Raw genomic sequence first — 25,456 nt, 5'->3', positions numbered from 1 at the left:
GAGGTTATCAGGTGTAGCTGATGTGAGTTTCCTCACGTTCCGGCGTCTTCATTAGGGCGATAACTCGCTTAGTGGCGAAATCCTTCAAATCAAGCAGGAGCTTTTCCTGCTTCGACTGAAGCAAGTGCAAAAAGAACATGAGAGCGATACTGAGCAAAAGGGCGATCAGCGTAGAATTGAAGGCCAAGCCAAGCGAAGAGGTTACCCCTGAAATATCGCCGCGGATCGCCTCGTCAGCTTGAGCCAATGCCTCGCCGATGCCTCGAACCGTACCAATGAACCCTACCGAAGGAATAGCCCAAGCGAGGTAGCGGAGTAGACCTAGGTCAGAATCCAATTCGTCGTAGGCCATCTCGGATCGTTCGCTGACAGCCAGAGACGCATCCTGGATCGAATGGGTAGAGTCAAAGCGGTGCAGGGCCGCCAAAATCAAATCCGGCAATATCTTATCCCGAAGTCTCGGTTTCCGGCTGACTTCGCTTTCGAGATCCTTGTAGTGAGCTAGAGCGTCTTCTGGAATAATTCGCTCCCCCTTGGAAATGCCTAGAAATGGGTAGCTTACCAATGAACGCTCGCCAATCACCCGCACAGCTTTGGAGGCTAGAATGATCATCGCCCAACTCATCAGCATCAGGCACACCATTTGCTCTTTGTCTTGAACGATGATGATAAACGAACGGCTGGCGACCTTGGGCTTGTCCGGGTTCTGGTTCGCTTCAACTAAGCTGGCGATCTTGATGTCTTCCGCCGTGGGCCAGATATAGGACCGATAAACCGCAAACACGACCAGAACGGAAACGACGAGGCCAAGGGAAATTACCAGAAATTCGCGGGACAGGAAGCTGTTCCTTTTCATAAATGATTGCTTTAACTTTGTTGGTTGGGGCAGTTGCGAGCCTAGCTTAGCCAAAGGAAGCCTTAAATCCAGCCTCGCCTACCATTTTCTATACGATCCATGAATCAACATAGTTTCATTGAAATTCACATCGTGTGGATCTAAGTTTTCCAGAGAATTACTAACCCATACCTCAAAAAAAATTTTACGCGAATCCAATCAAACAAGATCGAACGTAGTTTATTAAGTATGAACCGGATGAAAGCCCTAATCTCAACCCCTATCGCCCTCTTGGCCGCCGCCTCGCTCATCTTACAAACCGGTTGCGCTGGACCTGCAGCTTCAAAAACCGTTAAAGGTGGCACGACAGGCGCGACCGTGGGAGCTGTCGGTGGACTCATAGCCGGTGAAGACGCAGGTGGAATCGCCGCAGCTGGTCTTGCAGGAGCAGCGGTCGGCACCGTTATCGGAGCCGTCGCTCAAAACCGAGAAAACAAACGTCAGGACACCCTCGCTCAACAGCGTGCCTACAACCAAGCCATCGCTATGCAAAAGCGGGCTCAGGAGAAGGAGAAAGCCCAGCTCCAAGAAGACTTGGAAATAGCGGAAGGTTTCCGGATCACCGAAGAAGAGTTGGCTGAAATGACGACACGCGCGGAGAGTGCCGAGCAGCAGCTTGCCATTCTACAGAAAAGACGCGACGCAGCCATCGAGAGAAAACGTGAGCTGGACGAGCTCGAAGAACGCGAACGTGAAGCCCTGGCCGAAGCCGCGCGTCTTGAGAAGGAGCTCGCCGAACTCGAAGGCGGCACCTCTACAGCTTACAAGAAAACGACTGAAGAACCGTCCGACCCCCAACTCTAGGACCAGAATCGTTTTCTTAGACACAAGAAAACCCAAATGCCCCAAAAAACAAAGTCTGCTAATGTTACCTCACTCGCAACGAGTCTACTGCTCGTCGTGATATCTATGTTTATCCAAGCCTGCAACTCCACCTACGAGATGCAGGTAGACGCCATCAACAGCCAGCAATCGCAAATACCGGATGCCGATTCCTACGTTCTAGTGCCCGGCGATCCAGAGACTGACACCTCCACGCCGGAATACAAAGAATCTGAAGAATGGGTACGTACTGCATTGTCCGCGAAAGGTATGTACGAAGCGCTCGACCCACAAGACGCTGATCTCGTCGTAGAAGTCAGCTACGGGATGGAAGCTCCTCGCCAAGAGCTTAAGGAAATCAAGACCCCCATTTACAAGAGCGTCGAGACTCCGGGCACGCATGTTATGAGTCGCCCGGCTCCTGGTTCGATTTCCGAACCGAAACTCGTATACGTCCGTGGAGCGAAGATGGACGAAGTCGTCGGCTACACGATCGAAACCAAATCTGTCATCGTTGTTGAGAAATACTTGGTCCTTTCCGCCAAGCTCAACAGCCAAGGCGAGCAAGCGGACGGCGAGACAGAAGAAGTCTGGAACGTCGTAGTCACCAACTCTGACGACAGCACTAACCTGCAAGAATACCTACCGGTCATGGTTGCTGCTGCAGTCGACTACATCGGGGAAGATTCTACCACGACTCAAACCGTCGAAATCAACAGCCGCGACGAAGCGGTAGTCTTCGTCAAGAAGGGTCTTAGTCAACCGAGCTACTTCAGAGACGATACGATCAGCATTTAACACAAAAACGTGCCTCACGCGCCACACGCCAAGTATTCTGAATACAAGCGTATTCCTAATTCAAACAAAGCTCTTCATCATGAAGCATTCCACAGGTTTTAAAACACCACTGAAAGCTGTATCCATCATGCTGTTCGGACTGCTATTGCAGGCCTGCAACACAACCTATGAGATGCAGGTGGACGCAATTGCGAACCCGCAAGTCGTCGAAACCGATGCGGAATCCTATGTGCTCGTTCCTCGAGATCCCGCTACGGACACTTCAGATCTGCGTTATCAGGAGACAGCCAACTGGATTCGCACCGCTCTCTCTGCAAAGGGCATGTATGAAGCACTCGACCCCTTGGAGGCGGACATGGTGATCGAGGTTGACTACGGTATGGAGCCACCTCGCCAGGAAGTTCGCGTGTTCGAAGTTCCTGAATACAGAACCATCCGAGGCCCCGGCAGCTACGTTTTGCAGCAAATTAAAGGCTCCGACGGTAAGATTCGAACCGTTCGCGTTTACGTTCCAGGACGCGTTTCGACCGAGTTGATCGGCTATAGCCAAGAAGCCAGGTCAATCCTCATAAACGAGAAATACCTCGTTTTGACCGCTAAGCAAAACACACTCGCCGAATCAGGAGATGTTTCGGCTGAAGAGCTTTGGAGTGTTACAGTCAAGAACGAGGATGAAAGCACCGACCTCAGGGAGTATCTTCCCATCATGGCATCGGCGGCCACGGACTACATCGGCACGGACACTCAAGACGCCACTACCGTGAAGCTCAAGAGTGACGACGAAGTCGTCGCCTTCGTTAAGAAAGGTCTCGCGAAGGAACACCTCTAAAGTGTCCCCAAGCTAACTTCACAACGAATCTTTTGGATACCGGCTCGTGCCCAGCGAGCCGGTTTTCTTTTGCCAGTTCGAAGATAGCCTTCCATTGCTCCATCAATTGCGACCACCCAAAGAACGGGCCATGCTGTGGATCATACATATTGGTGGGCTCAGAGGTGATTCCATTTAACTCGATTATTCGAATCCCCTTTCCTCGCTTCAAATGTTCAGGGCTTGGCACTCGCAAATCGTAGCGACCAAAGTGGAAACCCGGTACCACACGTGAAAAAGCGTCGACTGCGGCTTCGAGCTCAGGAGTCAGCAAGTCTTTTCCATCAAGGAACAAAGCTCCGCGGCTATGGGTGCCAATATCAGCCAATGAAAAACGCTCCCCCTTTTTCGGGACATGATTCAATTGGCTTTCGTATTCTTTCAGGAAATACCTCGCCATCAAAACGGCGCGAGAATCGGACAAAACAAGCTCCTCCACAGTGGAAATGCCATTCCCTGTTACGCTCGTGCTTCGCTTATCGGTAATCGAACTTACCTCACCCGATTTTCGGCTGAAAAACCTCCTATAAAAAACTCCGTATTCATCTCCCGATACAAATTCCTGAATTATGGTATCTTCTCTTTGATTTTCGAAAAACCGCACCGCATCAGCCTCGCTCTTCGCGATTACCACCCCTTGCCCACGTTGTCCGACATCTGGTTTTAATGCCACCGGGTAGTTCGTATTGTTGCGGTTCAGAAATGACTTCAACTTGTCCAGCTTATCAGCGAGTGGCAAATCGAGCTCTACTGCTTCAAATCGAGCAACTGGGGCTCCATGCTCTTGCAGCAAATTCAGTATTTGAATCTTGGATTCATAGACAAGACCACTGGCTGGCATACAAGGATTTACAGAAAACGGCAGAGAAACAGACCGATTCCGTAGAGCAAGCCAGAGGATATAAGGCACCACGGGAGCATAGACAACCCACATGGGCCAAAATTCCCAGCGGATAGAACGCTGAAGCTTGGAATAAGAGAGTCGACGCCCTTTCCAACTACACAGCCTAGCTGCGAATCTCAAGAGGTAGAGGAGAGAAACGAATACAGCGAGTAAACCTAGCCATGAGCTTACGCCCATAGACTCAAACAGATCGAGGAAACGGTCGCCAAAAAAGTACGCGCTAAGAACTAAAATTGGCGTCCAAATCGCGGAAGCCACAAGGAGAGAAAAAGAGAACCGTATCCAATTAACCTTGACTACACCGGCGGCAAAATAGGTTGGCACTCGCGACCCTGGAAAGAAACGGGTAGCGATCACTAAGAGAAGGCCTTTTCGCTCGAAGAATTCGTCTCCTTTTCCAAGGAGACGAGGCGAAACGAGATGCTTTAACAATGGAATCTCCAAAGCTGCCGTCCCAAACACTCGACCAATCATGTAAATCCCTAAATCCCCAAAAAAGATTCCGAGGAGACAGCCCAAAATAGCGGTAAGCAACCCTACACTACCGCTCGAGGCGAGCAATCCACCTCCTATGCAGGCGAGATCCTCGCTCGCAAACGTAGCAATCGCAAGCAAGAGCCCGGCCCATAGCGAGTCTAGAGGTTCCAAGTCCAATTGCTCGAAGGGCACGGGTTTGGATTGATCTTCAGAATGTCGCGGTGAATCTAAAAATAGCAGGGCTGATTCTAGTACATTCTCGGATACAAATACCGCATCTGGCCTAACCTTCAGGTAGAACCTGCAATCGTCTTCACTATCGGAACAAATCAAAAGAACGGGAGCGGTTCCAGATTCAAAAGCTGATTCCGAAGCACTCAGGTCTATCGAAAAGACTCTCTTGGCTTTACCGAGAAAATCCAGACTCCCAAAGTGAGGGACTGCATTTTCCAGTAACCACACCCAAGCGAGCTGGAATCCCTTCATAGCTTTATTCAATGAATGATCTCCAATTAACTCCAGTCGCGGCGAAATCACTGGATCAAGCAAGATAGTTGCATTGAGGCTCTGCTCCTCCATTTGCTCGGAAAACAGTAGGGCTTCAGCTGCACCGTATCCCGCTCCCAAAACATTTATTTTAGAGAAGCCGTTACGCCTCAAACCATCTCCGGCTAAGAGTTCTGGAGTGAGATTCTCGATACGCATTAGACCGTCGGTCCCGCTAAGGAGTAAATGGAGAAATTGATTTGGTGAACCAACTTGTTCAAAAACAACCCACAACGCATCGTCCTTGGTATAGAAACCAATAGTATCTTGGGGCGCTTTTTCCGATTTGAGCCCAATCCATAAATGCGAAAACGCTAAAAGGAGCAGATAAGCGACGATGAATAATTTACTGCGCGTCACCGGACACCATTCACCTCGCGAGAGACTCTTTGCGTATTTTGCAATTCAATACAATCGGTTCTTCCAGCTTTGACTTCTCTTCAAGAATCTCTTGGTAAGATAAAACCACCGACTCCGAAGAGACATCTAGCCAAGTCACGCTTTGAGTACGAGCATCTGGGCGATACATCATCGGTCCAAAAGCGGAATCGGAATCGCTGGTCTCAAAGTGAAACCGACGTTGTTTCTCTGTCGAATTACCTCCAGCGGAGCCCATCCAGTATCGGTAGCGATCTTTCCGATACTTTTGGACTTCATCACTTCGAAATGATGAAGTTGTGATGACAGGTAAATCTGGATGGATTGATTCTAAGTTGCATCCATCCCAGCCGAAGATCTCTAAAGACTCTCGATTGGCGAGGCCAAGAAAGAATGGCCGATAATCAGTCAGCTTCAGAGAGCAAATAATTCCGAGCGCTTCTGACCGCTGACTGCAGGCAGCGAGTTTTATTGGCAATTCCCCTCTACTTTTGAAGCGTTCGCCCTCTGTCGTCTTGCTGTAGTTATTTAAAAGATACGCCACCTGCCCAAATTCATTGACAGATATCCACGTTCCACCTCCATCGGGATCTATTGGAGCGACATACCTGACGCCCTCGCTCTCGAAGAATCGAGGGGGAACCGCGGCGCTTCTGGTCCTCTGTTCGTCTCTATTGAAGAAAAGCCTTAAGCCTTCCTTATCTATATTCCACGAGGCGGTGCACATCTATTTGATTAGGGTGCTTCGGAATTTCAGGGTGGATGGTGCCACACCAAAGGAATCACCCGGTTCCACGCCCTGCATTCTACTGGCGATCGCCACCAACGCGTAGTGATGAACTGTGTGGCTGACTAAAAACTGTAGCTCTCGCCCAAAGCTGGACATTGAGGTAACCGTTTCGCCCTCCGTCGAGGCACGCACTTTGACTTCGACGGCCGAACTTAAGTCCAAACTCATGTTGTCTAGAGCGACCCAAATCGAATCTATCGCTTGCAGAGCGGTTTCTAAGTCGCTCTCCTCCGGCCGATCGCGATGTCTATTATCGTAATCAATGAAGGCCTCAGAAACGCCACCGATAAACGACCGGTAGTGATCGAGAACATGCCTCAAGTGGGATCCAATGCTGGAGCCATAACTCGCAGGATCGACCGCCGTAAACACGCGTTGGTCTATTCGAGATAATAGGTCTTTTCCTTGCTGCAACAAATCGCAGTTAGCGTGGAGGAGGTTCATCTATTGGGTCGTTACTGATTTCGTTGTAGTACCAGCACTGATATAGTAAACGCAGTTTTTGCGGAAAACTGAGAATTAACAATTGGCCTTGCCCCACCCCTACAAAAAAGGCTCTCGCTGGAAGCTACCTTCAAATAAACTTCGCTAGAGTAAGATAATAACAACTTTGACATCGCTACCCGAGAGCTAATTGCTACACAAATTATTCCCGCTTTAATCCAAACTTAAGTTCTAAGCCTACTTTCGCCGCCTTTGGCCAGCTTCCAACAGTCAGAACGCCAACTTGAGAAGTTCAAAATCAACCTCGTTGGCTTCCCCGATTCTTATGCTGATCGGGTAGGAAATTACTTGGCGGGTGAGTTTGGGATACACTACGAAAAGCAGGCAAATGACCGCCTTTCGGCAGCCCTTCCCTCGCAGCAAGAGTTGATATTGTGCCATTGGATCGAAGAGGGGCGACTCGAACCCGCCGATACATCCCTTTTCTGCGCCACCATAGGCTTCGGATTGGAGCTTAGTGCAACCACCCAATCCGATTTGATCGCAATAGGATATTCCGCTGTATACGATCTCGAAGAGACACCTCTCGAGGCTGCAGCTTCGATGGCTATAGCTTACGGGAAGCAGAAAGCGAGCAAGGTCTCCATCGCTCCTCCTGAACGCTTGACGCTCGAGCTCCCTGAGCAGTTTTCCACGATTTCGCCAGATGCCAAATTGGCTTATCTTGCTTCAGCAGTAGACTGCTTAGATATCGGTGTGTACGTGACCGAGAAGAACGAACCGTGTCTAGTCAGAGTCTGGAACAAGCAAATGGAACGGCTTTTCGGCATCAACCGCGACAAGGTAATCAACAAGCCACTTGGTTCAATCTTCGAAGATCCCGTTGTCCGTAATCTGTTCTCTCGACCGGGTAACGGTAGAGCCATCATTCCTAGCCCAGGTAGAGCGAGAGAAAGCCTAATTGCCGACGTTTCCAAGAGCACACTTGAAGGTTCAAACCAAGAATCAGCCCTCACCGTCGGGTTCGTTCAAGACGTTACGCACCGGGTAAACGCTGAGAACAAATTAGTCGCTGCGTTCAAGGAACTGGAGTCCTCCAAAGAAAGGCTGGAAACCAGCAACCTAGAAATTCGTAAAGGGATCGAAAAAGCGAAAAGATTAGCGGTCCTCGCCCAATCATCGAACAAGGCCAAATCGTATTTTCTATCCAACATTAGCCACGAGCTACGAACACCGCTCAACTCGATCGTCAGCCTGACGCACGCCCTGCTAGAAGGAGCATTCGGCGAGCTCAGCCAGCGGCAGACCGAAAGCCTAGAGATCGTATCGGACAGCAGCAATCACCTCGCTCATCTAATCAATGACATTCTAGACCTTTCGAAAATCGAATTGGGCAAGCTCGGGCTCCGTTTCACTTCTGTCCCCTTCAGCGAAATCGCGAGCTCTTGTCTCAATATGATTGCTCAAGAGGCAAAGGCGAAACGCGTCAAATGCTCCTTGGTAAACAACTGCTCGCGAACCGAAATGGTGGTGGACCCGCGGCGTCTTCGGCAAATATTGCTCAACCTGTTGGTCAATGCCGTTAAGTTCACACGGCCAGACACGGAAGTGAATCTCATCATCGACGAATGCGCAGACACGCACTCCATCAAGTTCCAAATTAGCGATCAGGGAATCGGCATCCCGGAAAAGGATTTCAACAAGATCTTCTACCCCTTCACTCAACTAGACGACTCCCTTTCGAAACAATACGAGGGCACCGGGCTTGGTCTGGCAATAGCATCCAAACTAACCGAGCTTCATGGAGGAGGAATCAGCGTCAGGAGCCAGGTCGGAAAAGGAACGGTTTTTACCTTCGCCCTGCCCTACGATCAGATCGAGCCCGCTGAGGACTCTCGCATCATGCCAAAACTCTCTGATCTTATCGCATCCGAGGATTCGTTGTCTGGCATCTGCATCCTGGTAGATGAGCATACTCCCGGGTCCTTTAGCCTTTCTCAACAAATCCAGAAACTTACTAATCTGACGCCAGTAGCGGCCATGCCCAACGAAGTATCAGCCTACCACGACCAAGTTGCTCCGGCAGCAATTTTTGTGGATATCGGGATTCTCGAGTCACACGGCACGGACTGGCTTGCCACTGCCAAGAAGAACGTTGCTTGGAAAAAGACAAAATGGATAGCGATCGGCTCAGTCGATCTCCCGTCAAACCACGAGTCAGCCAAATCGATGGGCTTCCACGCTTGTAGCTGTAAGCCAATTTCCAGCAAAATGTTGGCAAGCCTGTTGGGAGGCTAAAAAGCGGGCGCACAATAACTGACGATATGAAAAGCAGTTCACGCAGCACGCTTCTGATCGTCGATGATAACTACGGTGCCCGCTATTCGATTGAAGCATTGCTCGCCCAAGACAACTTCCGTTTCGTTTTCGCCCAAAGCGGGCAAGAAGCCCTGGATATACTCGAAGAGGAAACGCCTGACCTGATCCTATTGGATGTCATGATGCCGGGTATGAATGGCTACGAAACCTGCCGGAAAATTCGTGAGATAGAAAAAGTATCCGAAGTCCCCATAATAATGCTAACCGCATTAGATGATGAAGAATCCATGATCGAAGGGATCGAAGCCGGAGCCGACGATTTTCTACCTAAGCCGATCAACAAACTTGAGCTTAGGTCTCGCATCCGAAGCATCATCAGGCTCAACAGGTTCCGTAAGCTCTGTAACGAGCGGCATAAATTCGAGTTGGTCGTGGCACAGTCAAATCGCGGCTTCCTAATCCTGGATTCCGATAATCGCATCCGTTTTTCAAATACATCTGCCAGAAAGATGCTCGAGCAATCGAAGCGACCATTTGAGGAAGATTCCTTTTTTTCCATCTGCAAAGAGGTCTACACTCTACACCCCTTCGACATCGAACAAGCTATTGAAAAATGCGAAGAGCCTAGCGAATACCCTCCATTCACCATGGTTCGCAAAGAGCAAAGCGAGAGCCCAATCAAATGGATACAGGCGACCTTTCATCCGCTAGGCCTTGAGAGCGGCAACCAGAAGTTCCTGAGACTCGAGGATATTACCGAGCAAATCACCTCCTTTCGCGAGAAGCATACCTTCTCTCGGATGATGTCCCATAAGCTTTTGACCCCGCTGAATACGATAAAAGCGGCTCATCAAATGCTCGGCGCTAGCCCGTCAGAAAGCCAAGTAAAACACGTCGCTAAAATCCAGGAAAGCGGAATCGAAAGGCTAGAGTACGATATTAGGTCCATACTGGCCTTTTTAGACAGCGAAAACTCTCAGCATAGTGAGATTTCGCTTCAGGAGGCTCGCCAAATAATTGAAACAGTCGGAGCTGACATTCAGCTTCTTCTGAAAATCGAAACGCAAGGCCCGACCGAAGACATACTCAAAATATCCGCTCACGACTTCGAAGCCTGCGTTAGGGAGATTTGCGAGAACGCCGTCAAATTCTCGTCCCAAAGTACTCCAACGCTCGAAATAGAAATGGTGTCTGACCCTCAAAATCGGGAATTGGCTCTCTCTTTCCTGAGCAACTCAAACCAACTGAGCTCGAGCGAACTGGCCAATGTATGGCGCCCGTACTGGCAAGCCGACCGATACCAAACCGGGGAGGTTCAAGGAATGGGCCTTGGTTTAGCCCTGGTTGCGGCAAACGTATGGTCCGCCGGCGGAACCTGCTCGATGCAAAACCACCCTTCTCAAAAAGGCGTTTTAGTGTCTGTAACGCTTCCTTTCAGAGGCTAATCCAAACGAGGCCTCGACTCCGGCACAAAAAAAGCCGCTTACGAAAAGCGGCGGAAATCGAAATGGTGGAGCCGATCGGGATCGAACCGACGACCTCCTGCATGCCATGCAGGCGCTCTTCCAACTGAGCTACGGCCCCAAAACAGAGTCGCTAAAACGGCAACGAATGATCGCCTTGGCAAGCGAAAAGTTTAACCAATTTCGGGGCTCTCCGAGAAAGCACCAAGGCTCCCTCACATTCCGTGCTTAGCGAGGAAGGGAATTAATTCGTCTACCCCAAAATCAGCAAGTACGTCATCTCCCAGCTTCATAGTAGGAGCTTTGTCCTGACCTGAAATCGAAAGCATTTCCTTCATGTTTTCAGGCGAAGAGCGAACTTCGAGCCTAGTGTACTCGATTCCTTTCTTCTTCAGGTAGTTTTCAGCGTCGATGCACCAAGGGCATCCTGATTTGATGTACAAAACGATGTCTTTCATTGATAATCTGCTTCTGTTTCGAGCGGAGCTAGTCCTATGGGCGCAAGTCCTGTAACCACGTTGCGTGAATCCGAGATGACTAATTTTGCAGCTCAGCCAGCGGAAGGGTCAACGCGCAAATTCTCGATTTGCCTGCAGAATAACCTTCAGCTTTAAGGCCATCCCTACCCTCGATCTGCTAAGCACAATCACTTGCCATCAACCGGCGGCAGGACTCGACCAAGATAGAACTATCCACTGGTTTGAATAGGACATCGTTCATACCGGACTCTTCGCATCGTCTCTTCTGCTGCGAAGTGGCATGCGCTGTGATCCCCATGATAGCGACTCCATCCGTTTTGATCCCACTGGAGCGAATGGCCCTAGCGGCCGAACAGCCATCCATTTCCGGCATGGCGCAATCCATCAATATCAGGTCGAACCGCTCCCGCTCTACTGCTTCTAAACACTCTCGGCCATTACTCACTGTGCTAACGGTGAAGCCTGCCTCCGACAGAACTTTATTAACGATGAGCCGGTTCACTTCGTTGTCTTCAGCGACTAATATGCTTCCAGCCAACTTGCCCATTTTTGAGTGAGATCCAACCAAAGGCTTTGATTCCAGAGCTCCAATGGATATCGGCAAAGCGATTTCGACGGTAAAGGTTGAGCCCTCGCTGGGCACACTTTCAACCGTAATCTTTCCATTCATTTGCTCCGCAAGCCTCCCTGAAATGGCTAGGCCTAGTCCTGTACCGCCATATTTTTGGTTAATTGTACCATCCGCTTGCGTGAATGGTTGAAAGATAGAGTCACGCTGCTCGGGACTCATGCCAATTCCCGTATCCACTACTTTTATACGGACTAAATCTGGATCATTATCTCGACACTCAACCTGAACAGTAACGCTTCCCGTTTCGGTGAATTTAACTGCGTTTCCAACCAAGTTGTAGACGATTTGCTTCAACCGATTCGGGTCACCTTCACGCAAAAGCGTATCCTGCAGCCGATCTTCCAGCAAAAGTTCAATCCCCTTCTCATGGGCCTTAAACTGAAAGGTGTCACAAACTTCTTTCAGAACCCTAGATAGGTCGAAGCGTTCAGAGGTGAACTCTAGCTTTCTTGCCTCAATCTTTGCCAAGTCGAGTATGTCATTTACAAGAGTGTTTAGAGACTTAGCGGAGTTGCTGATGATCTCGCACAGTGTTCTCTGTTCGTCATCCACTGCAGATTGAGACAGGAGATTCATCCCGCCTAATATTCCATTGAGTGGCGTTCTGATCTCGTGAGACATGGTTGCGAGAAACTCGCTTTTGGCACTGTTTGCATCCATCGCCTCTGCCTCTGCCTTGGAACGCTCCTTAATCTCAAGCTGCAGCTTGCGGTTGATGTGGGCCAACTCGTTAGTACGCTCCTCAACTTTTTTATCAAGTACCGCAATCTGGGATTTTATCCTCAAACGCATTGATTCGATACCTCGCCCTAGAGAATCGAGTTCATCCCCTTTGCTATAAACAGGCAGGGGAGTATCCAAATTTCCATCTCGTATGCGTGAGGCAGCACGACTAAGTACCTCGATACGGGAAGCAATGCGGCTCAACAAAATCCAAACCAAAACAGTCGCAACCAAGACAAGCAGCAGCTTCGTGATAAACATTAAAACCGAAACCTTATTGATTGTGCGATGCAAATCACTGCCATGTTCCTGAATACGGGTCACATTCTTTTCCATCGCCGTAGACAGTCGTTCGTAAGGTGTCAGATTAGCATTGAGAACCGATCTAGGGATGGTGACCTCCGCATTAATTATGCCTCCTCGAACACTTTGGGAGATAAACAAGTCCTCACCCGTGAAAGTCTGGACCTCCTCATCCGCATTTCTCCACCGCACGATATGATTCTCATCAACTAGCCGAACGCTGGATGTCAGAGCAGCAGGGCCTCGAATCATCTCTGCCAACTTTTCGATCGGCAAAACCAATTGTAGGTAGCCAAGCACTCTCTCCGATTCGCTGGGTTGGATCGCGATCGCACCAGAAACCACTGTTGAACTAGACTCCCCACCGTGGACCAAATGTTCAAAAACGTCCCAGCTAGTGCCGGAATCAGTGTTCAAGGCCTTCAAAAACCAAGGCTCCGCTAGCGTTTCCCTGCGCGTTCTCATGAGCGACGTGGGCACGACCTCTACTCCGCTGGTAGCTCCCTCTCTCGAGGAAAGACTCAGTACTGGCCTTCCGTAATTGGCGATCAGCCTACATTCCGCTAAACCGTGCGTTTCGATTAGATCCTCAAAATACTCGCTAACCTCAACACGCGATTCCTCATTCACCGGATCCTCCAAAAATCGTGCGACATCATCACGAACCGAGGACAACAACAGGGATTTCTCAATTGAGTCGAGTTGGCCATCCATATTGGCCCCGATGTTTGAGAGAGCGAAGGAATAAGCCTCTTTCATCGCCATCTCCAACCGTTGAAGTGCCTCCTTCTGGGTGTTCTCAGACAAAGACGCGAGCTCCACTATGTTTGATTCGAGAGTTTCCGTATCTTTTACCACGCCAAGAATCGCAAACTGAAAAGCGACCCAAAACAGTATTAGCGGAATCAATACAATAGGGACTACCTTGAGCAAAAACTTTCGCCTTATTGTCATAAGCAGATAGAGCTGTTCTTTGAATACACGCCCTCGAGCGAATGCCACTACGTAGGGGGCGGTCCTCTCAATCCGAGCGGTCTACTATTGTTTTAATTTGGTAGCCAAAGGCTGCGAGCGCCGAAATCCGGAAAGATCTTTTTTACCAAAATTATTACAATACTACCTAGGGGCATAAATGGGAAAAAGTTGCTCCATCGTGGATTTTAACGCCAAGCCAGAGACACATTGTTTATCATCGCAGAAGAACCACCGTGATACTCGATCCCAAACCCTGTATCATGACCCACATCGTCCACCTCAATCGATAAATCCAAACTCGGAACTACCTCGGGTCGACTATCTTCCAAATCATTACTGGAAGATACGGCCCTGGCCCAAAGCCTTCCCTCGCCTGCCGCCAGCGTGATGTAGCAGGTTGGTTTGTAACAGCTTGTCGATACACTCGGACTGATTCTATTCGCTACACCGTTTTCGTATTTTACAAAATAGCAATCTACCGCATCTGCGAATTTAGTCGTTCGCTGAAATCTTAAAGCGTAGCCAGACATGGATCGATTATCGAATTTGATCAGAATATCCATGAAGAGCGGGGCTACGCTAAATCCTTGCCCTGCAGTCTTAAAGGGAGAGACCTCAAGCTCGACCTCCATGGAATCGCAATGGCTTTCTAGATGGGTGTAGAGAGCTCGGGCACTTCTTCCAGTCTGCAACAGTCCCATCTGCCCCGCGTGCCCTTGCTCCCCTTCCCGGTAAACCCAAGCGTCCCTTTCGTAGTCTGCAGGTAGCGGTTTTCCATCTCGAAGTGTATCTACTGGGATAAAAGTCCAAAATCCTGGCCTAAGTTCCCTTTGGTTTCCAACATGCAGATTAGCAAAATCGGTAGTCAGAGTATCAACCTCGAATTCGATATCCGACGTAGCAATTGCAGTCTCAAATCGAGCAGTCCGCTCAGCCCCATATTCTGACCTAGCATCCTTTGGAGCGATCGATGCGATTATGAAATAGCCGATATCAGCTCCACTCAATCCGTAGAAAACGAGAGGCTCACCACCTCGCGATTCAAGAATTTGGATACGGTCGTTGCCCAACAGATCTTTCGATCGATACCAGGAAATCCGACTTTGGTCCGAGTAATTCGTGCCCAACTCGTACTCCAGCTTGAGGCGGCCAACATCACTTCTGACTATTTTCGGTTTGGACGAAAACTCTGGAGCGGGCAAAACCGGTGGAGACACGTCGATAACGCACACGGCTTCCAGACCTGATTCAGTCGACGCTTTAACGGTTACTTGCCGAACCTCGTCAGACTCATTCTTTGGAATAAACCGGCAGGTTCTAGATTCACTATAGAAATCTAGAACTGCGTATCGAACGCCTTCACCCAGAATCTCCCATTTTAACTCGCTAGCCTCTATTTCGTAATTCCCATGCAAATACGCCTTTGCAAGGAGCTCAACATCGTCCTGCCCCGTCTCAACCTGTTTCAAGCTTGAATGAAGCTCTAGGCGGACAGGCAACCCGCTTAAATTGATCTGTTCGCGAGCTTCAAGGTCCCGTATAAAATCCCTCTGCCCCAAGGGGTCCCAGCCATCGTCACCACTAAGGAGATTTAGGACGTTATAATGCACCTCTCCATCGACCTCAAAACGATAAGCTGAAAGCAACGGCTTACCAGCCATCTCTACTGTATTTTCCGTATCCTTTGGCCCGATACGATAGGTCTCTCCATTTAATCCGACATTAAACTGATAGTTCTTCGTTTCAGGAAGGGTGACGTCACTCCATTGCACCAAACTTGCGGAATCCGAAACGATTTGCGTGTCTACCAGAGCTATTTGACCATTCGCCTTTGTGAAATATTGAGGGCCACGTGTTCTAGATCGAATTTCGCAATTCAAAAACACCGCACCGGTTCCACTGGTCCGATAAAACGGCTTCGAACTGTAGAAATCAAAAGTGCAGTCCAAGTACAACCCAGTGCCGGTCAAGGCGTCATCGGTGCATTCAAAATGGCATCCATCAAACAATATGCGCCTCGCGCCTACAAAAGGACAGAGGTTTAGCCGGCTAATGAAACGAGTGTTTTTGGCTACGAATTTGTCGCCTCGACAAAGAATCAGCTGGGCTTGCACGATCGCATCGGCCCGCTTTGCTCTATTCAAGTTCGGGTCCAATGGGTAATCCAAATCAACATTGCAATAGTTTCCAAAGGTCAGGTTTTCGCATGAAATCCCATCCCCCTCGATCCAGAGCATGGTAAAATTCCCGACTGCCCCAATAGTTTGCCCCCGATTACAGGCCACCACGACATTGCGAGCATCTTTTGCTAGTCCTTCAAAACGCAACCAGTCGCGCTTAATTCTGAGAGCAAAGGGCACGGATCCATTTTCGCCTCTTCGCACCTCTGGGTCGTCAGGATCGTCAAGCCAGTAAACGTAAGGGGCGATGTACAAGGTCATCGGTTCTGCCTCGTCTCCATTTTGAGATGCCTCGACAGCATCTTCGATGGACCGAAAAATGTACGGGCTTCGTGACGCCTCTTCGCCACTAAGACGTCCATCTATAAAAAATGCCCTTGGTCCGAGCGAGATCTCCTCACCGGAGTGAACGAAGGACTTGTCTCGCAACTCGATAGGATCCGACGGATCTAGAGAAACGTAGGCCGCCTCCAACAAAGCAGGATACAAGAGGACAATCAGCAGCGTGAGGAAACCAAACTTCATTCTAGAACTTCGTCACAGGTAGGTCTTCTAAACGAACGGGACGCTCAAGTCGCTTCCGGAGCCGAGCGCACAATGCCAAAAAAATCGCCGCTGTCGTGAAGGCGTCCCCAGCTGCGGTGTGGCGATCCATCATCGGCAAGTTGAGCGATGTGCATACATCCTCCAAACTGGGAGGCTTCTGATTGGCATAACCAGTCTTGTGAAATGCAGGTAACTCCTGCATCGCGAGCAAAGCCGTATCCAGAACGCGCCCCCTGAGTTTAATACCATAGTGCCGTTTTACGGCTACGCTCAACATCCCTGCGTCGAATTTGATGTGGTGCCCCACCAGCAAGCGAGATCCAAGGCTTTTCAGGAACTCACCAAGGACTTCCTTCTCAGGACGTCCTTTCGCCGTATCCGATGGCAGGATACCATGCACCTTCATCGCTTCGTTGACGGGAGCGACATTCTGGTAAATGAGCCAATCCTTGGCGGACCGGACATGGATTTCCCGCTCTGCAACTTCAATGGTGGCAAGAGAGAGCAAGCGATCATTATCCAGACTAAAGCCGGTGGTCTCCGCATCGATAACCAAAACGGTTAGATCCGCGACATCGACCCCTTTGGGCACTCCCTGCTTGCAGGCCGCCAAATATTCGGCCGCCACTGGCTCCAGCTTTCTATTGAAGGGCCAAATCATCGAATAGTCTGCTCCAGTCTAAATTCGCTCCTCAAGCTGGACTGGACCATGCGAGACACGTCGAACACATTGGAAAGCTGAGCTTTCTCCATCTTACTCAAAGCGCTTGGCTCGATATAGCGTCCTGTGTCGCCACGCCGAAGCCCGGTGGAGTTACGAAGTCGCAGAAGAAAGTCGTAAGCTTCATAGGCAAGCTTGCAGATTTCCTCCAGGGCCGGCGCCTTGCTTTTGATCTCCTCAAATCGACCGCCCGTCGAATAGTGTTCCGTCAATCCTAACTGCAGAGCAAATATTCGTGCCGCATCCCGGAGAGGAGAAAGCCCCCTAGACTTGATGTCGAATTCTCCAGCGTTTCCACCTTTTCTTTCCACCATAAACTTGCCCCAAAAGCTCAATGGCGGCTTTGTCTCAACTGCGAGTTCCGCCAAATTCCGAAGAAGCAAGGGTTTCGATTTAACAGTATCGAATATTAAACTACGGAGTTTCAAACAAAGATCTTTGCTTCCCGTCACGCAGCGAAGGTCGAAAAGGATCAAGCCTCTCAATATGGCGTCCCCATCGCCCGGTTGTATCGATAGCACCTCCTCTTCCCATTCAGCATCTGTCCTGCACCAGCGAGCGTTAGATGCCATCACGCCTCCTTGGCATCGCGAAAACCCGCAATCCACCATCATATCCACTACCTCTGTAGTGAATTTCAGAAAGACTCCTCTGTTGAGATCATCCTGAGCCGCGTCGCCAGTAGATTCAAAAATCAAAGCATTGTCCATGTCGGTGCGCAAAACCTGTTCCCGGCGACCATCGCTCCCCACCGACATCCAAGCCCACGAAACATCAGGCAATTGCTTGCCGCTTTTTTCCAGTTTCAAAATAGCTAACTCTGAAAGCCGCTCCACAAGGCCATCATAGAGCTCAGCGCACATCTGTCCCAAAAAGATACCCGATACCCCCGCATCTAGGTAGCCGCGAGCGATCTGCTCGATTTCATCGCAAATCTCCCGCAATCGAGCAACTCGCTTTGCGATTCGCATTTCGCGCAGTAATCCTGCCGGATGATTTCCGCTCTGCGCTAGAAGGTCCTTGTGAGTGCAAACATCCAAAGCAGGCGATTTCGTAGTCCCATCCTCGGTGATGCAAATTTGCCCTACTCGCTCTCGCATCATTAACAAGATGGCCGCGGTGGTACTGGTATGCTTCGAAATGGTGTAGACGGGGCTAACCATAATCTCCGAGACTGGCAGGTCAGCGCTTAAGCTCTTGAGGATCGTATGCTTCATCAAAGCGAGATTAGTCACGATTCCCAAAGGACACCTATCTTCGTCGACAACAAGGATCGAAGACACTCGTTTCGTAACCATCTGCTCCGCCGCGCTGAGGATCGTGTCGTCTGAACGACAGGTCAACAAACGCTCAAGGGGACGCGGACTGACCAATTTTCCGCCTTCCATATGAGCCTGCAGAATCGTCCTTTTCCCATGGATACGTGCTTCTTCTGGAATCGATATTTTCCCTCCCACACGCGTTGCCCAGAACATATGTCTACGCACATAGTACCGGGCTTCGTCATTGCTGGCGATCAATCCCATGAAGACGTCACCAGAAATAACATACAACAAACAATCCTCAGCGACCTTAGCGCTGACTCTAAAATTCGACCCATCGATCAAAGCGGTCACACCGATTACGTCTCCCACGTCTCGCACGGCCACAAGCTCACTGCTATCCTCGCGAGCCCAGTGATATTCTACCCGGCCACGGTGCAGAAAGATAACGTCCTTACCCGGCGGATCCCCCTGTTTGAAAAGATACTCACCTGCGACAAGCGCCCGAACCCGAGCAGAACTGGCAAGTCGGGCCACATCGGCCCGATCCATCATAGTAAACGGTGGGTAAGCCGCAAAAGCGTCGGCGATACGTTCGGGGATAACATTGCCAGTTTGCATCCCTAAGCATATGATTGCTATCGAATTGCCGGGCAATAGCCAAATCGGCTTTGGTATTCAACTCACTGCGACGGAGCTAAATCAAGCTCGGCATGGAAACATGCAAAGCCTGAGAAATACTCTTAAAGAAAAGGCAGGTAGCTACGCAGCTGAGGCAGTGCTCAATTCCAAATCGAGAGCGAGGAGCAGAGCTACCGTCTCAGATTCTAGAGGACTAGGCCCAAGTATCCAGCTGGCTAAAGCCAATGCGACTACCTGTCTTGCGATCTGATTTCTCCAAGCGTGCCCTTCCCGTTCCGCGATAGAGCGTAGCTGCGGCAATTCACCTGCGAGCAATCCGCGCAGGTTCAAGGGCAACCAAGGCTCCCGTTTAAGGGCTTCCTCGATCTTCGCGATATGTCCAGCTATGGAGCCAGTCACTGCGCTAGGGGTCATGGGCAATTCTGCGAGTTCAGAAAGCATGGGGGTAAGATTTCAAAAGCTTACTACAATCCAATCGAAAACAACTTGAAGCAGGTTTTTAACAATTGTTATTCAATTCTCACAAAGCAGACCTAAGTGGCAGCCCTTAATCGACATGGTAGCATCTCCTAGTTTAATAGAAATTCCCCTATCGTACAGGCAGCCAATTGTTAATACTTTACAAGCGAACCTCCCAAATCACCCAAATCCGTAAGATATCCTCCTAAAACCGCTACAAAATGTCCCTGCATGAGCTGTCAGTTCAGATAGAGCGCACCGATCTGCCTCCTCACGTAGAGGCTTTTTTGAAGGTCGCAGATCAAAGCTGTGACCGTTTTTTCGAAGAGGGAAACAATCGCAGATTTCCGCGTTTCATCCCGGCCGACTACGAATTGGTTTATTCTGCCCTCTTAGAGCTGCAAAATAACCACCATCTGCTGGGCAACCGCTTCTGTGAATGGGGCAGCGGATTGGGCACGGCGACCTGTCTGGCTTCCATGCTCGGATTCGAAGCCTACGGACTAGAGATCGAGCAACCTTTGCTCGAACGGGCTCGGCAACTAGCAGAGTCAAATCAGATAGAGGCGAACTTTCTCGATCAGAGTTTCCTACCTGAAGGCTATCATTTTTTCGAAATGCAGGGCGGTCGGGAGCTCGGTAAACCTCGCGATAACCACCCTCCAAGCTACGAGGACGTGGAATGGACTTTGGAAGAGGTAGATATTTTCTATGTTTACCCCTGGCCAGAGGAGCAACAAGCCACTCTCGACCTATTTGATTCTGTAGCCGCGGATGGAGCTTATTTGATCTGCTATTTCAGCGAAGGAGAAATCTGCATATACCGCAAGGAGCTCGACTGATACTCAGCTCGCAGCCCGGGTGCACGTCGCAATTGCCCTACTGAACGAATTCGATCTCTAGCCCAATAAGCGGAGATCCCTTAGGCGGCCGAGAAAACGTACCAATGCTGCCGTAGCCGGCCAAAACCTTACGGTCGAATTCCGGATCCCCACTGCTTCGTACAATCCGCACATTAGAAACCCGACCATTTGCTGCGATATCGCAACTGACCAGTGCTGAGAGTTTCGCCCCTCTCAGAGGGTGATTGGCGACACTCTGCTTCAAGACAGCCTTAAACGAAGCAATATAGCCACTCAGAGCGGACTGGTCTGCCAAGCTGTAACTTTCAATCTCGGTGGCTGGGAGATTGGCGATCGAAAATTCGCTTAGACTTTGCCTTAGGGCTGCGACGTCCTTCGTTAAGTCGACCTTAGGCCGGTTGCTGGGCTCCGGAGTCTTGCGAACATTTTTCACTTTGTTCGCGTCCGGGTTGTTCTTCAGATACTCCTCGAAGCTCATTGGTTTGGGCTTCGTTTCCTGCACCACGATCTTAGGTTCTTCCACCGGAGCAGGCTCTGGAGGCAATTCCACCTCGACCTTGATCGGGGCACGCTCAGGTAGCACGATATCATCCAAGGTCGGCAGCTCTTCAACAGGTTGCCTCTCGTACTTGATCTTTTCGAGCGGCTGCAGGGGCTGCTCCGCTAACGGCTGAGCAAATCCACCCGAAGGCGGGGGCACCAATTCAAAATTGAAATCTTCCGGTTCCTTCTCCGGCGAAACGAGGGCCCATATAGCAACGATGATCAAGATGGCGAGGTGTACGCTTGCCGAGAACACCAAGGGCCCTCTTTGCTCGTACAAAACTCCAGCTGCTCGAATCGTTTCCATCTCGCTCGCGAATTCCTTAATCCGCCGACTTCGTATCTAGGTTTATCTTACTGAGCTTATACTCTTTAAGCAGATCCATCAAGCGGACTACGTTTTGATAACGCGTGTCGGCGTCCGCTTTGATACTGATAACCGGAGCGTCTGACATCATCGAGATTCGAGCGAGCTCGTCCTCGAGTTCCGGCTCTCCCATCAGATTGCCGTCCACTCGGTATCCATTGCTCAATACCGTTATGTCTACCGACTTCGGCACGGACTTCTCTTCACTTTGGCTGGAGACAGGCAAATCGACTTCCAAGACCTGCTCCTTTTCGATCAACGGAGTGCTGATCATGAAGATAATCAAGAGAGCGAATCCGAGGTCTATCAACGCCGTGACATTCAGCTCCGAATTCGCCTCTAGGGACCGTTTCCTGTGGAATGAACGTGGCATTAGCGATTTTTAGCGGCTTTCGAGCTCGATTACATCCGCCAAAGCGCTGGCGAAATTTTCAAGTTCCGTCACCAAAACCTTAGTACGGGAAAGCAGGAAATTGTAGCCAAATACAGAAGGGATCGCCACGCACAAACCTGCGACTGTGGTGAGCAGAGCTCCCGATACCCCCGGGGCTAGATTCTGCAGGGTGGCTGAAGATTGCAATCCCATGGAGCCGAAAGCGTCCATAACCCCCCATACCGTTCCCAAAAGACCGAAGAAAGGCGCGCCCGATACGATCGTCGCCAGAAAAACCATACTGGATTCGTAGCTAAGGGTCTTATTCGCCAGAGCTCGCTGCAAAGCATTCTCCACGTGCTCAACTCGAGCGGCTCGCAGCTGTTCGTCCGATTCGCCACTTTTGGCTTGGATGCGGTGGTAGGCATCGACCGCATCTAGATAAAGAGCGGCGTAGGGAACATGCCGCGGCGATTTGAAGGAAGCGGGCGGATTGAGAACTGAAGTCTGGCGATGCAGGCTATGTTCAAATCCTAGATTAAGCAGTCGGAGCTTTTTGAGCTCCCAGTATTTTCCGATCATGACCGCCCAAGCGCAAACGCTGAAAACGGCAAGGGCCAGGATGATGAATTTACCTGCTAGATTGCTCTGGCTGAAATAAGTGAAAAGGCTCGCGGATTGGGCTACGATGGGCACGGCAAGATGAGAAAAAGAAAGTTAGGTATGACGCAACATGCAAGCTACGCACCCTCTTTGAACCCAAGCTCGACGATACGTTCAACAAATTTTGTAACTACATGCGAAATAGCTCTCTTGAGAGAGAGTCCCACTCAGGACGGATGCCTGCTAAATTCTATTGCGCTATACCTTGGCTCCCTCTTATTTCAGCTCTTTTCCCTACCCTCACACTATGGACTATCGCAAAAAAGCTCTTCAGGAACTTTCAGAAAAACGCAGCAATCAGGCAGGAAAGCGCGTCGTGGTCGGATTGGATGGTTTCGTGGATACAATCCTCCACCTCGTCGATAAGCGATCAGGCCCCGGAGAGAATTTCCAGAGACTCGCCACCATTTCAGATTTCGGATCTCGCGTCTCCGCCGCAGCAGGTAAAAGCGCCAACATCGAGATGTTTCCGAAAATGGAGAAACTCGGCGGAAACGGACCCATCATGGCAAACGCCATGGTGTCCGCAGGTTTCCCGCTCCGCTACATCGGCTCCCTCGGAAAACCAAACATCCACCCGGTCTTCCAAGAATTCGCCGACAAGACACAAAGCATTTCGATCTCCGAACCGGGATTAACCAATGCTATCGAGTTCACCGACGGCAAGATCATGATGGGTATCACCAAGTACCTCGAAGACATCACCTACGATGCGATCGTCGAGGCGCTTGGCGAAGAGGCATTGCTCGAGGAACTTGGAAGCTCTTCCCTCATCTCCCTTGTAAACTGGACCATGATTCCAAACATGACCCAGATCTTCGAGGACCTTTTGGCCAAGGCCCTTCCCAAGCTGCCGGAGATCGAGGGTGGCAGATCGTTCTTCTTCGATCTAGCGGATCCTGAAAAACGATCCGAGCAAGACTTGGTGGAGGCACTCGGAGTGATCTCTAAGTTCCAAGAATTTGGAAATGCCGTAATCGGCCTTAACCTCGCCGAAGGTCAGCAGGTCAGCAAGGCGTACAACATCGCCGAAACAGGAGAAGATCCAGAATCTCTGAAGGCTATGGCCGCCAAGATCCGTCAAAAGCTCGGGCTCAAGATGGTCGTCATCCACCCCAAGGAGCGTGCCGCCTGCGCAACTGAAGATGGAGAGTGGTGCGTGGAAGGCCCCTATGTGCAGAATCCGAAGATCACCACTGGAGCAGGAGACCACTTCAATGCGGGCTTCATGAGCGGACAACAGCTGGGACTCTCGCCCGAAGGTTGCCTCACCGTGGGTGTTTGCTTTTCTGGATTCTACGTCCGCACCGCGGTAAGTCCAAGCTTGGACGATATCGAAGGATTCCTGAAGGAGTGGTAAGACCGCGGATAGCCTAGTATCCCCCCAAGTACCAGCAGCAATGACCAATTCAGAAACCTACCCCGGCACATTCTTTACCTTCGAAGGACCAGAAGGCAGTGGAAAATCAACCCAAATCAACCTGCTCGCGGAAGAGCTGGCCGATCTGGGACACGAAGTCGTCGTGACTCGGGAACCGGGAGGGACTCCTATCGGCGAGGAAATACGTCATCTTCTGATCCACAGCTCTAACGGAAAGGACATGTCGCCCGAAACTGAATTGCTGCTTTTCGCCGCGGCTCGCGCCCAGCTGGTGCGCGAGCTAATCGTGCCGTCACTTGAAAAAGGCTCCATCGTCATCTGCGATCGGTTTCTAGATTCCACCACTGTCTATCAAGGCGCCGCTCGCAGCATCGCCAGCGATCCTGTTGCCTACATCAATCAATTCGCGGTGGGTCCCGTGACACCTGACCTGACTTTCATTCTAGATGTGCCTCACGAGGAATCGATGCGTCGGGTCAAGCGCCGCGTCACAGACATTCCCGATCGAATGGAGCAGGAAAACAGCGAATTCTACAAGAAGGTCCGGGATGGCTACCTACTTTTGGCTGGCTCCATGCCGGAGCGCTTCCACGTGGTGGATGGAACAAGAAGCCTCGAAACGAATCGCGAAGAGATTCTGAAAACGGTTTTGGAAAACCTGTAGGAATTCTTGGAGAGTATCGCTCAACCGTGACAGAAGCAGCCGCTCCGACAGACCCGCAAGCGCTCGTAAACCGAGCCATGGCCGAGAACAAGCTCGCCCACGCCTTGCTGATACACGGACAAAGCCTCGTCGCGGTAGAGTGTTTCGCCATGGAGCTATCCGCTCGGCTTTTGCAAATCCGGTCCAGCGGGGACGAGCTAGAGGAAAAACTCTTCCGTCATCCGGACGTCTTCACCCTACGCCCCTCAAAGAAGTCGCGAGTGATTTCGGTCGACGACACTCGTGAAGCGATCCGCCAGATCCAACATTCCCCGCAAGCTGGAGACCGAAAGGTAGCTATCGTTTTCGAAGCCGACCGTTTTAACAACTACGCCGCCAACGCCTTCCTAAAAACGCTGGAAGAGCCGCCCCTTAATACAACAATCCTGCTGCTCACCACTCGACCACACTCGCTTCTCGCCACTATCCGTAGCCGTTGCCAACTCTTCCGCTTGCCAACCGCAGCCCACACTTTCGACGACCCATCGGCCCAAGCGTGGCTGGATAGCTACCAGACTTGGCTCGAAGATCTGCTGACCGGCGGTCCTGGTGGCAAAAAAAGCATACCGCACTTCATCATAGGAGCCTACGCGCTCGTGGAGCGTTTCAGCTCGATTATCCAAACTCTCGGCAAAGAAGCCTGGAATGCCCAATCCAAGAACCTGCCGGAGGACATGAAGGACGACGAACGGGTGGCTTTGGAGTCGCGTATTAGCATTTCCATACGGCAGGAGTTTCTTTCAGCTATGGAGAACGCTACCGAAGCTCTCGCTCGGAAAAAGCTCTTCGATGATAGCACCGTGCCACAAAAACTTGTCGAAACGATCGATGTCCTCGAATCGGCTACGAACCTACTCCGATTGAATATGAAAACGGAGACGGTCCTAGAATCCTATCTATTGAGAGCTCTCAGAATTTGGACCGCTAAATAGCGGAAA

Annotated in this window: 22 protein-coding genes and 1 tRNA gene; 9 read left to right on the top strand and 14 right to left on the bottom strand. The window is 50.5% G+C overall.

Features of this window, described 5'->3' with window-relative positions; genetic code table 11:
• Positions 1 to 7: 7 nt before the first annotated feature.
• Positions 8 to 856 carry a MotA/TolQ/ExbB proton channel family protein gene (locus H5P27_RS06590; protein WP_185659574.1) on the bottom strand — a complete coding sequence of 283 codons (849 nt, stop codon included), beginning with the start codon at positions 854 to 856 and terminating at the stop codon, positions 8 to 10.
• Positions 857 to 1,084: 228 nt separating this feature from the next.
• Between H5P27_RS06590 and H5P27_RS06585 the strand changes: the two genes are divergently transcribed.
• The 3 genes from H5P27_RS06585 (at position 1,085) to H5P27_RS06575 (ending at position 3,344) form a co-directional block, all read left to right on the top strand.
• The gene (locus H5P27_RS06585; RefSeq protein ID WP_185659573.1) at positions 1,085 to 1,699 is read left to right on the top strand and encodes a hypothetical protein; all 615 of its coding nucleotides are present in this window, start codon (positions 1,085 to 1,087) and stop codon (positions 1,697 to 1,699) included.
• Between the two features lie 36 nt (positions 1,700 to 1,735).
• Entirely contained in the window at positions 1,736 to 2,515 is a 780-nt protein-coding gene (locus tag H5P27_RS06580; RefSeq protein WP_185659572.1) for a hypothetical protein, read from the top strand.
• Between the two features lie 79 nt (positions 2,516 to 2,594).
• Complete coding sequence (locus H5P27_RS06575; RefSeq protein ID WP_185659571.1) at positions 2,595 to 3,344, top strand: hypothetical protein; 750 nt, start codon at positions 2,595 to 2,597, stop codon at positions 3,342 to 3,344.
• Here H5P27_RS06575 and H5P27_RS06570 read toward each other — a convergent pair.
• The 3 genes from H5P27_RS06570 to H5P27_RS06560 form a co-directional block, all read right to left on the bottom strand.
• The gene (locus H5P27_RS06570; protein WP_185659570.1) at positions 3,313 to 5,469 is read right to left on the bottom strand and encodes a VTT domain-containing protein; all 2,157 of its coding nucleotides are present in this window, start codon (positions 5,467 to 5,469) and stop codon (positions 3,313 to 3,315) included. The genes H5P27_RS06575 and H5P27_RS06570 overlap by 32 nt on opposite strands.
• 211 nt (positions 5,470 to 5,680) lie before the next feature.
• Positions 5,681 to 6,415 carry an NRDE family protein gene (locus H5P27_RS06565; protein WP_185659569.1) on the bottom strand — a complete coding sequence of 245 codons (735 nt, stop codon included), beginning with the start codon at positions 6,413 to 6,415 and terminating at the stop codon, positions 5,681 to 5,683.
• Positions 6,416 to 6,922 carry a DinB family protein gene (locus H5P27_RS06560; protein WP_185659568.1) on the bottom strand — a complete coding sequence of 169 codons (507 nt, stop codon included), beginning with the start codon at positions 6,920 to 6,922 and terminating at the stop codon, positions 6,416 to 6,418. It abuts the gene before it with no gap.
• A gap of 252 nt (positions 6,923 to 7,174) precedes the next feature.
• Here H5P27_RS06560 and H5P27_RS06555 point away from each other — a divergent pair, with 252 nt between their 5' ends.
• Positions 7,175 to 9,220, top strand: a complete 2,046-nt coding sequence (locus H5P27_RS06555) for a sensor histidine kinase (protein WP_185659567.1) — start codon at positions 7,175 to 7,177, stop codon at positions 9,218 to 9,220.
• A gap of 26 nt (positions 9,221 to 9,246) precedes the next feature.
• Positions 9,247 to 10,686 (top strand): response regulator, encoded by a 1,440-nt coding sequence (locus tag H5P27_RS06550; RefSeq protein WP_185659566.1) that lies wholly within the window; start codon positions 9,247 to 9,249, stop codon positions 10,684 to 10,686.
• A 63-nt stretch (positions 10,687 to 10,749) separates the two neighbouring features.
• Here the strand turns inward: H5P27_RS06550 and H5P27_RS06545 are convergent.
• From H5P27_RS06545 to H5P27_RS06515, 7 genes are all read right to left on the bottom strand, one after another.
• Positions 10,750 to 10,825 (bottom strand) — tRNA-Ala (locus tag H5P27_RS06545).
• A gap of 94 nt (positions 10,826 to 10,919) precedes the next feature.
• On the bottom strand, positions 10,920 to 11,162 hold the full coding sequence (locus H5P27_RS06540) for a glutaredoxin family protein (protein WP_185659565.1): 243 nt from the start codon (positions 11,160 to 11,162) through the stop codon (positions 10,920 to 10,922).
• A 178-nt stretch (positions 11,163 to 11,340) separates the two neighbouring features.
• The gene (locus tag H5P27_RS20045; RefSeq protein WP_185659564.1) at positions 11,341 to 13,842 is read right to left on the bottom strand and encodes an ATP-binding protein; all 2,502 of its coding nucleotides are present in this window, start codon (positions 13,840 to 13,842) and stop codon (positions 11,341 to 11,343) included.
• A 158-nt stretch (positions 13,843 to 14,000) separates the two neighbouring features.
• Complete coding sequence (locus H5P27_RS06530) at positions 14,001 to 16,520, bottom strand: hypothetical protein (protein WP_185659563.1); 2,520 nt, start codon at positions 16,518 to 16,520, stop codon at positions 14,001 to 14,003.
• 1 nt (position 16,521) lies between these two features.
• Positions 16,522 to 17,202 carry a 3'-5' exonuclease gene (locus H5P27_RS06525; RefSeq protein WP_185659562.1) on the bottom strand — a complete coding sequence of 227 codons (681 nt, stop codon included), beginning with the start codon at positions 17,200 to 17,202 and terminating at the stop codon, positions 16,522 to 16,524.
• A complete protein-coding gene (locus H5P27_RS06520) occupies positions 17,199 to 19,145 on the bottom strand; it encodes a DUF294 nucleotidyltransferase-like domain-containing protein (RefSeq protein ID WP_185659561.1) in 1,947 nt (648 codons plus the stop codon). Before H5P27_RS06520 ends, H5P27_RS06525 begins: the two co-directional genes overlap by 4 nt.
• Positions 19,146 to 19,286: 141 nt before the next feature.
• Positions 19,287 to 19,607, bottom strand: a complete 321-nt coding sequence (locus H5P27_RS06515; RefSeq protein ID WP_185659560.1) for a hypothetical protein — start codon at positions 19,605 to 19,607, stop codon at positions 19,287 to 19,289.
• 239 nt (positions 19,608 to 19,846) lie between these two features.
• Here H5P27_RS06515 and H5P27_RS06510 point away from each other — a divergent pair, with 239 nt between their 5' ends.
• Positions 19,847 to 20,467 (top strand): class I SAM-dependent methyltransferase, encoded by a 621-nt coding sequence (locus tag H5P27_RS06510; protein WP_185659559.1) that lies wholly within the window; start codon positions 19,847 to 19,849, stop codon positions 20,465 to 20,467.
• Positions 20,468 to 20,504: 37 nt separating this feature from the next.
• Here the strand turns inward: H5P27_RS06510 and H5P27_RS06505 are convergent, their stop codons facing one another.
• From H5P27_RS06505 to H5P27_RS06495, 3 genes are read right to left on the bottom strand one after another with little or no spacing between them, the layout of a single operon-like run.
• On the bottom strand, positions 20,505 to 21,338 hold the full coding sequence (locus tag H5P27_RS06505) for a TonB family protein (RefSeq protein WP_185659558.1): 834 nt from the start codon (positions 21,336 to 21,338) through the stop codon (positions 20,505 to 20,507).
• A 16-nt stretch (positions 21,339 to 21,354) separates the two neighbouring features.
• Positions 21,355 to 21,771 (bottom strand): ExbD/TolR family protein, encoded by a 417-nt coding sequence (locus H5P27_RS06500; RefSeq protein WP_185659557.1) that lies wholly within the window; start codon positions 21,769 to 21,771, stop codon positions 21,355 to 21,357.
• Positions 21,772 to 21,780: 9 nt separating this feature from the next.
• Positions 21,781 to 22,467 carry a MotA/TolQ/ExbB proton channel family protein gene (locus tag H5P27_RS06495; RefSeq protein WP_185659556.1) on the bottom strand — a complete coding sequence of 229 codons (687 nt, stop codon included), beginning with the start codon at positions 22,465 to 22,467 and terminating at the stop codon, positions 21,781 to 21,783.
• A gap of 214 nt (positions 22,468 to 22,681) precedes the next feature.
• On the opposite strand from H5P27_RS06495, the gene H5P27_RS06490 reads away from it, so the two are divergent.
• Genes H5P27_RS06490 through H5P27_RS06480 form a run of 3 tightly spaced genes read left to right on the top strand, consistent with a single transcriptional unit; the run spans position 22,682 to position 25,450 of the window.
• Complete coding sequence (locus tag H5P27_RS06490) at positions 22,682 to 23,794, top strand: PfkB family carbohydrate kinase (RefSeq protein WP_185659555.1); 1,113 nt, start codon at positions 22,682 to 22,684, stop codon at positions 23,792 to 23,794.
• Positions 23,795 to 23,834: 40 nt separating this feature from the next.
• On the top strand, positions 23,835 to 24,479 hold the full coding sequence (gene tmk, locus H5P27_RS06485) for a dTMP kinase (RefSeq protein WP_185659554.1): 645 nt from the start codon (positions 23,835 to 23,837) through the stop codon (positions 24,477 to 24,479).
• A 26-nt stretch (positions 24,480 to 24,505) separates the two neighbouring features.
• Entirely contained in the window at positions 24,506 to 25,450 is a 945-nt protein-coding gene (locus H5P27_RS06480) for a DNA polymerase III subunit gamma/tau (RefSeq protein WP_185659553.1), read from the top strand.
• Positions 25,451 to 25,456: the final 6 nt, after the last annotated feature.

This window comes from Pelagicoccus albus, from assembly GCF_014230145.1.
Taxonomy (GTDB): domain Bacteria; phylum Verrucomicrobiota; class Verrucomicrobiia; order Opitutales; family Opitutaceae; genus Pelagicoccus; species Pelagicoccus albus.
Note: the sequence above shows the minus strand (reverse complement) of the source record. Positions and strands in the feature narration are given on the sequence as shown.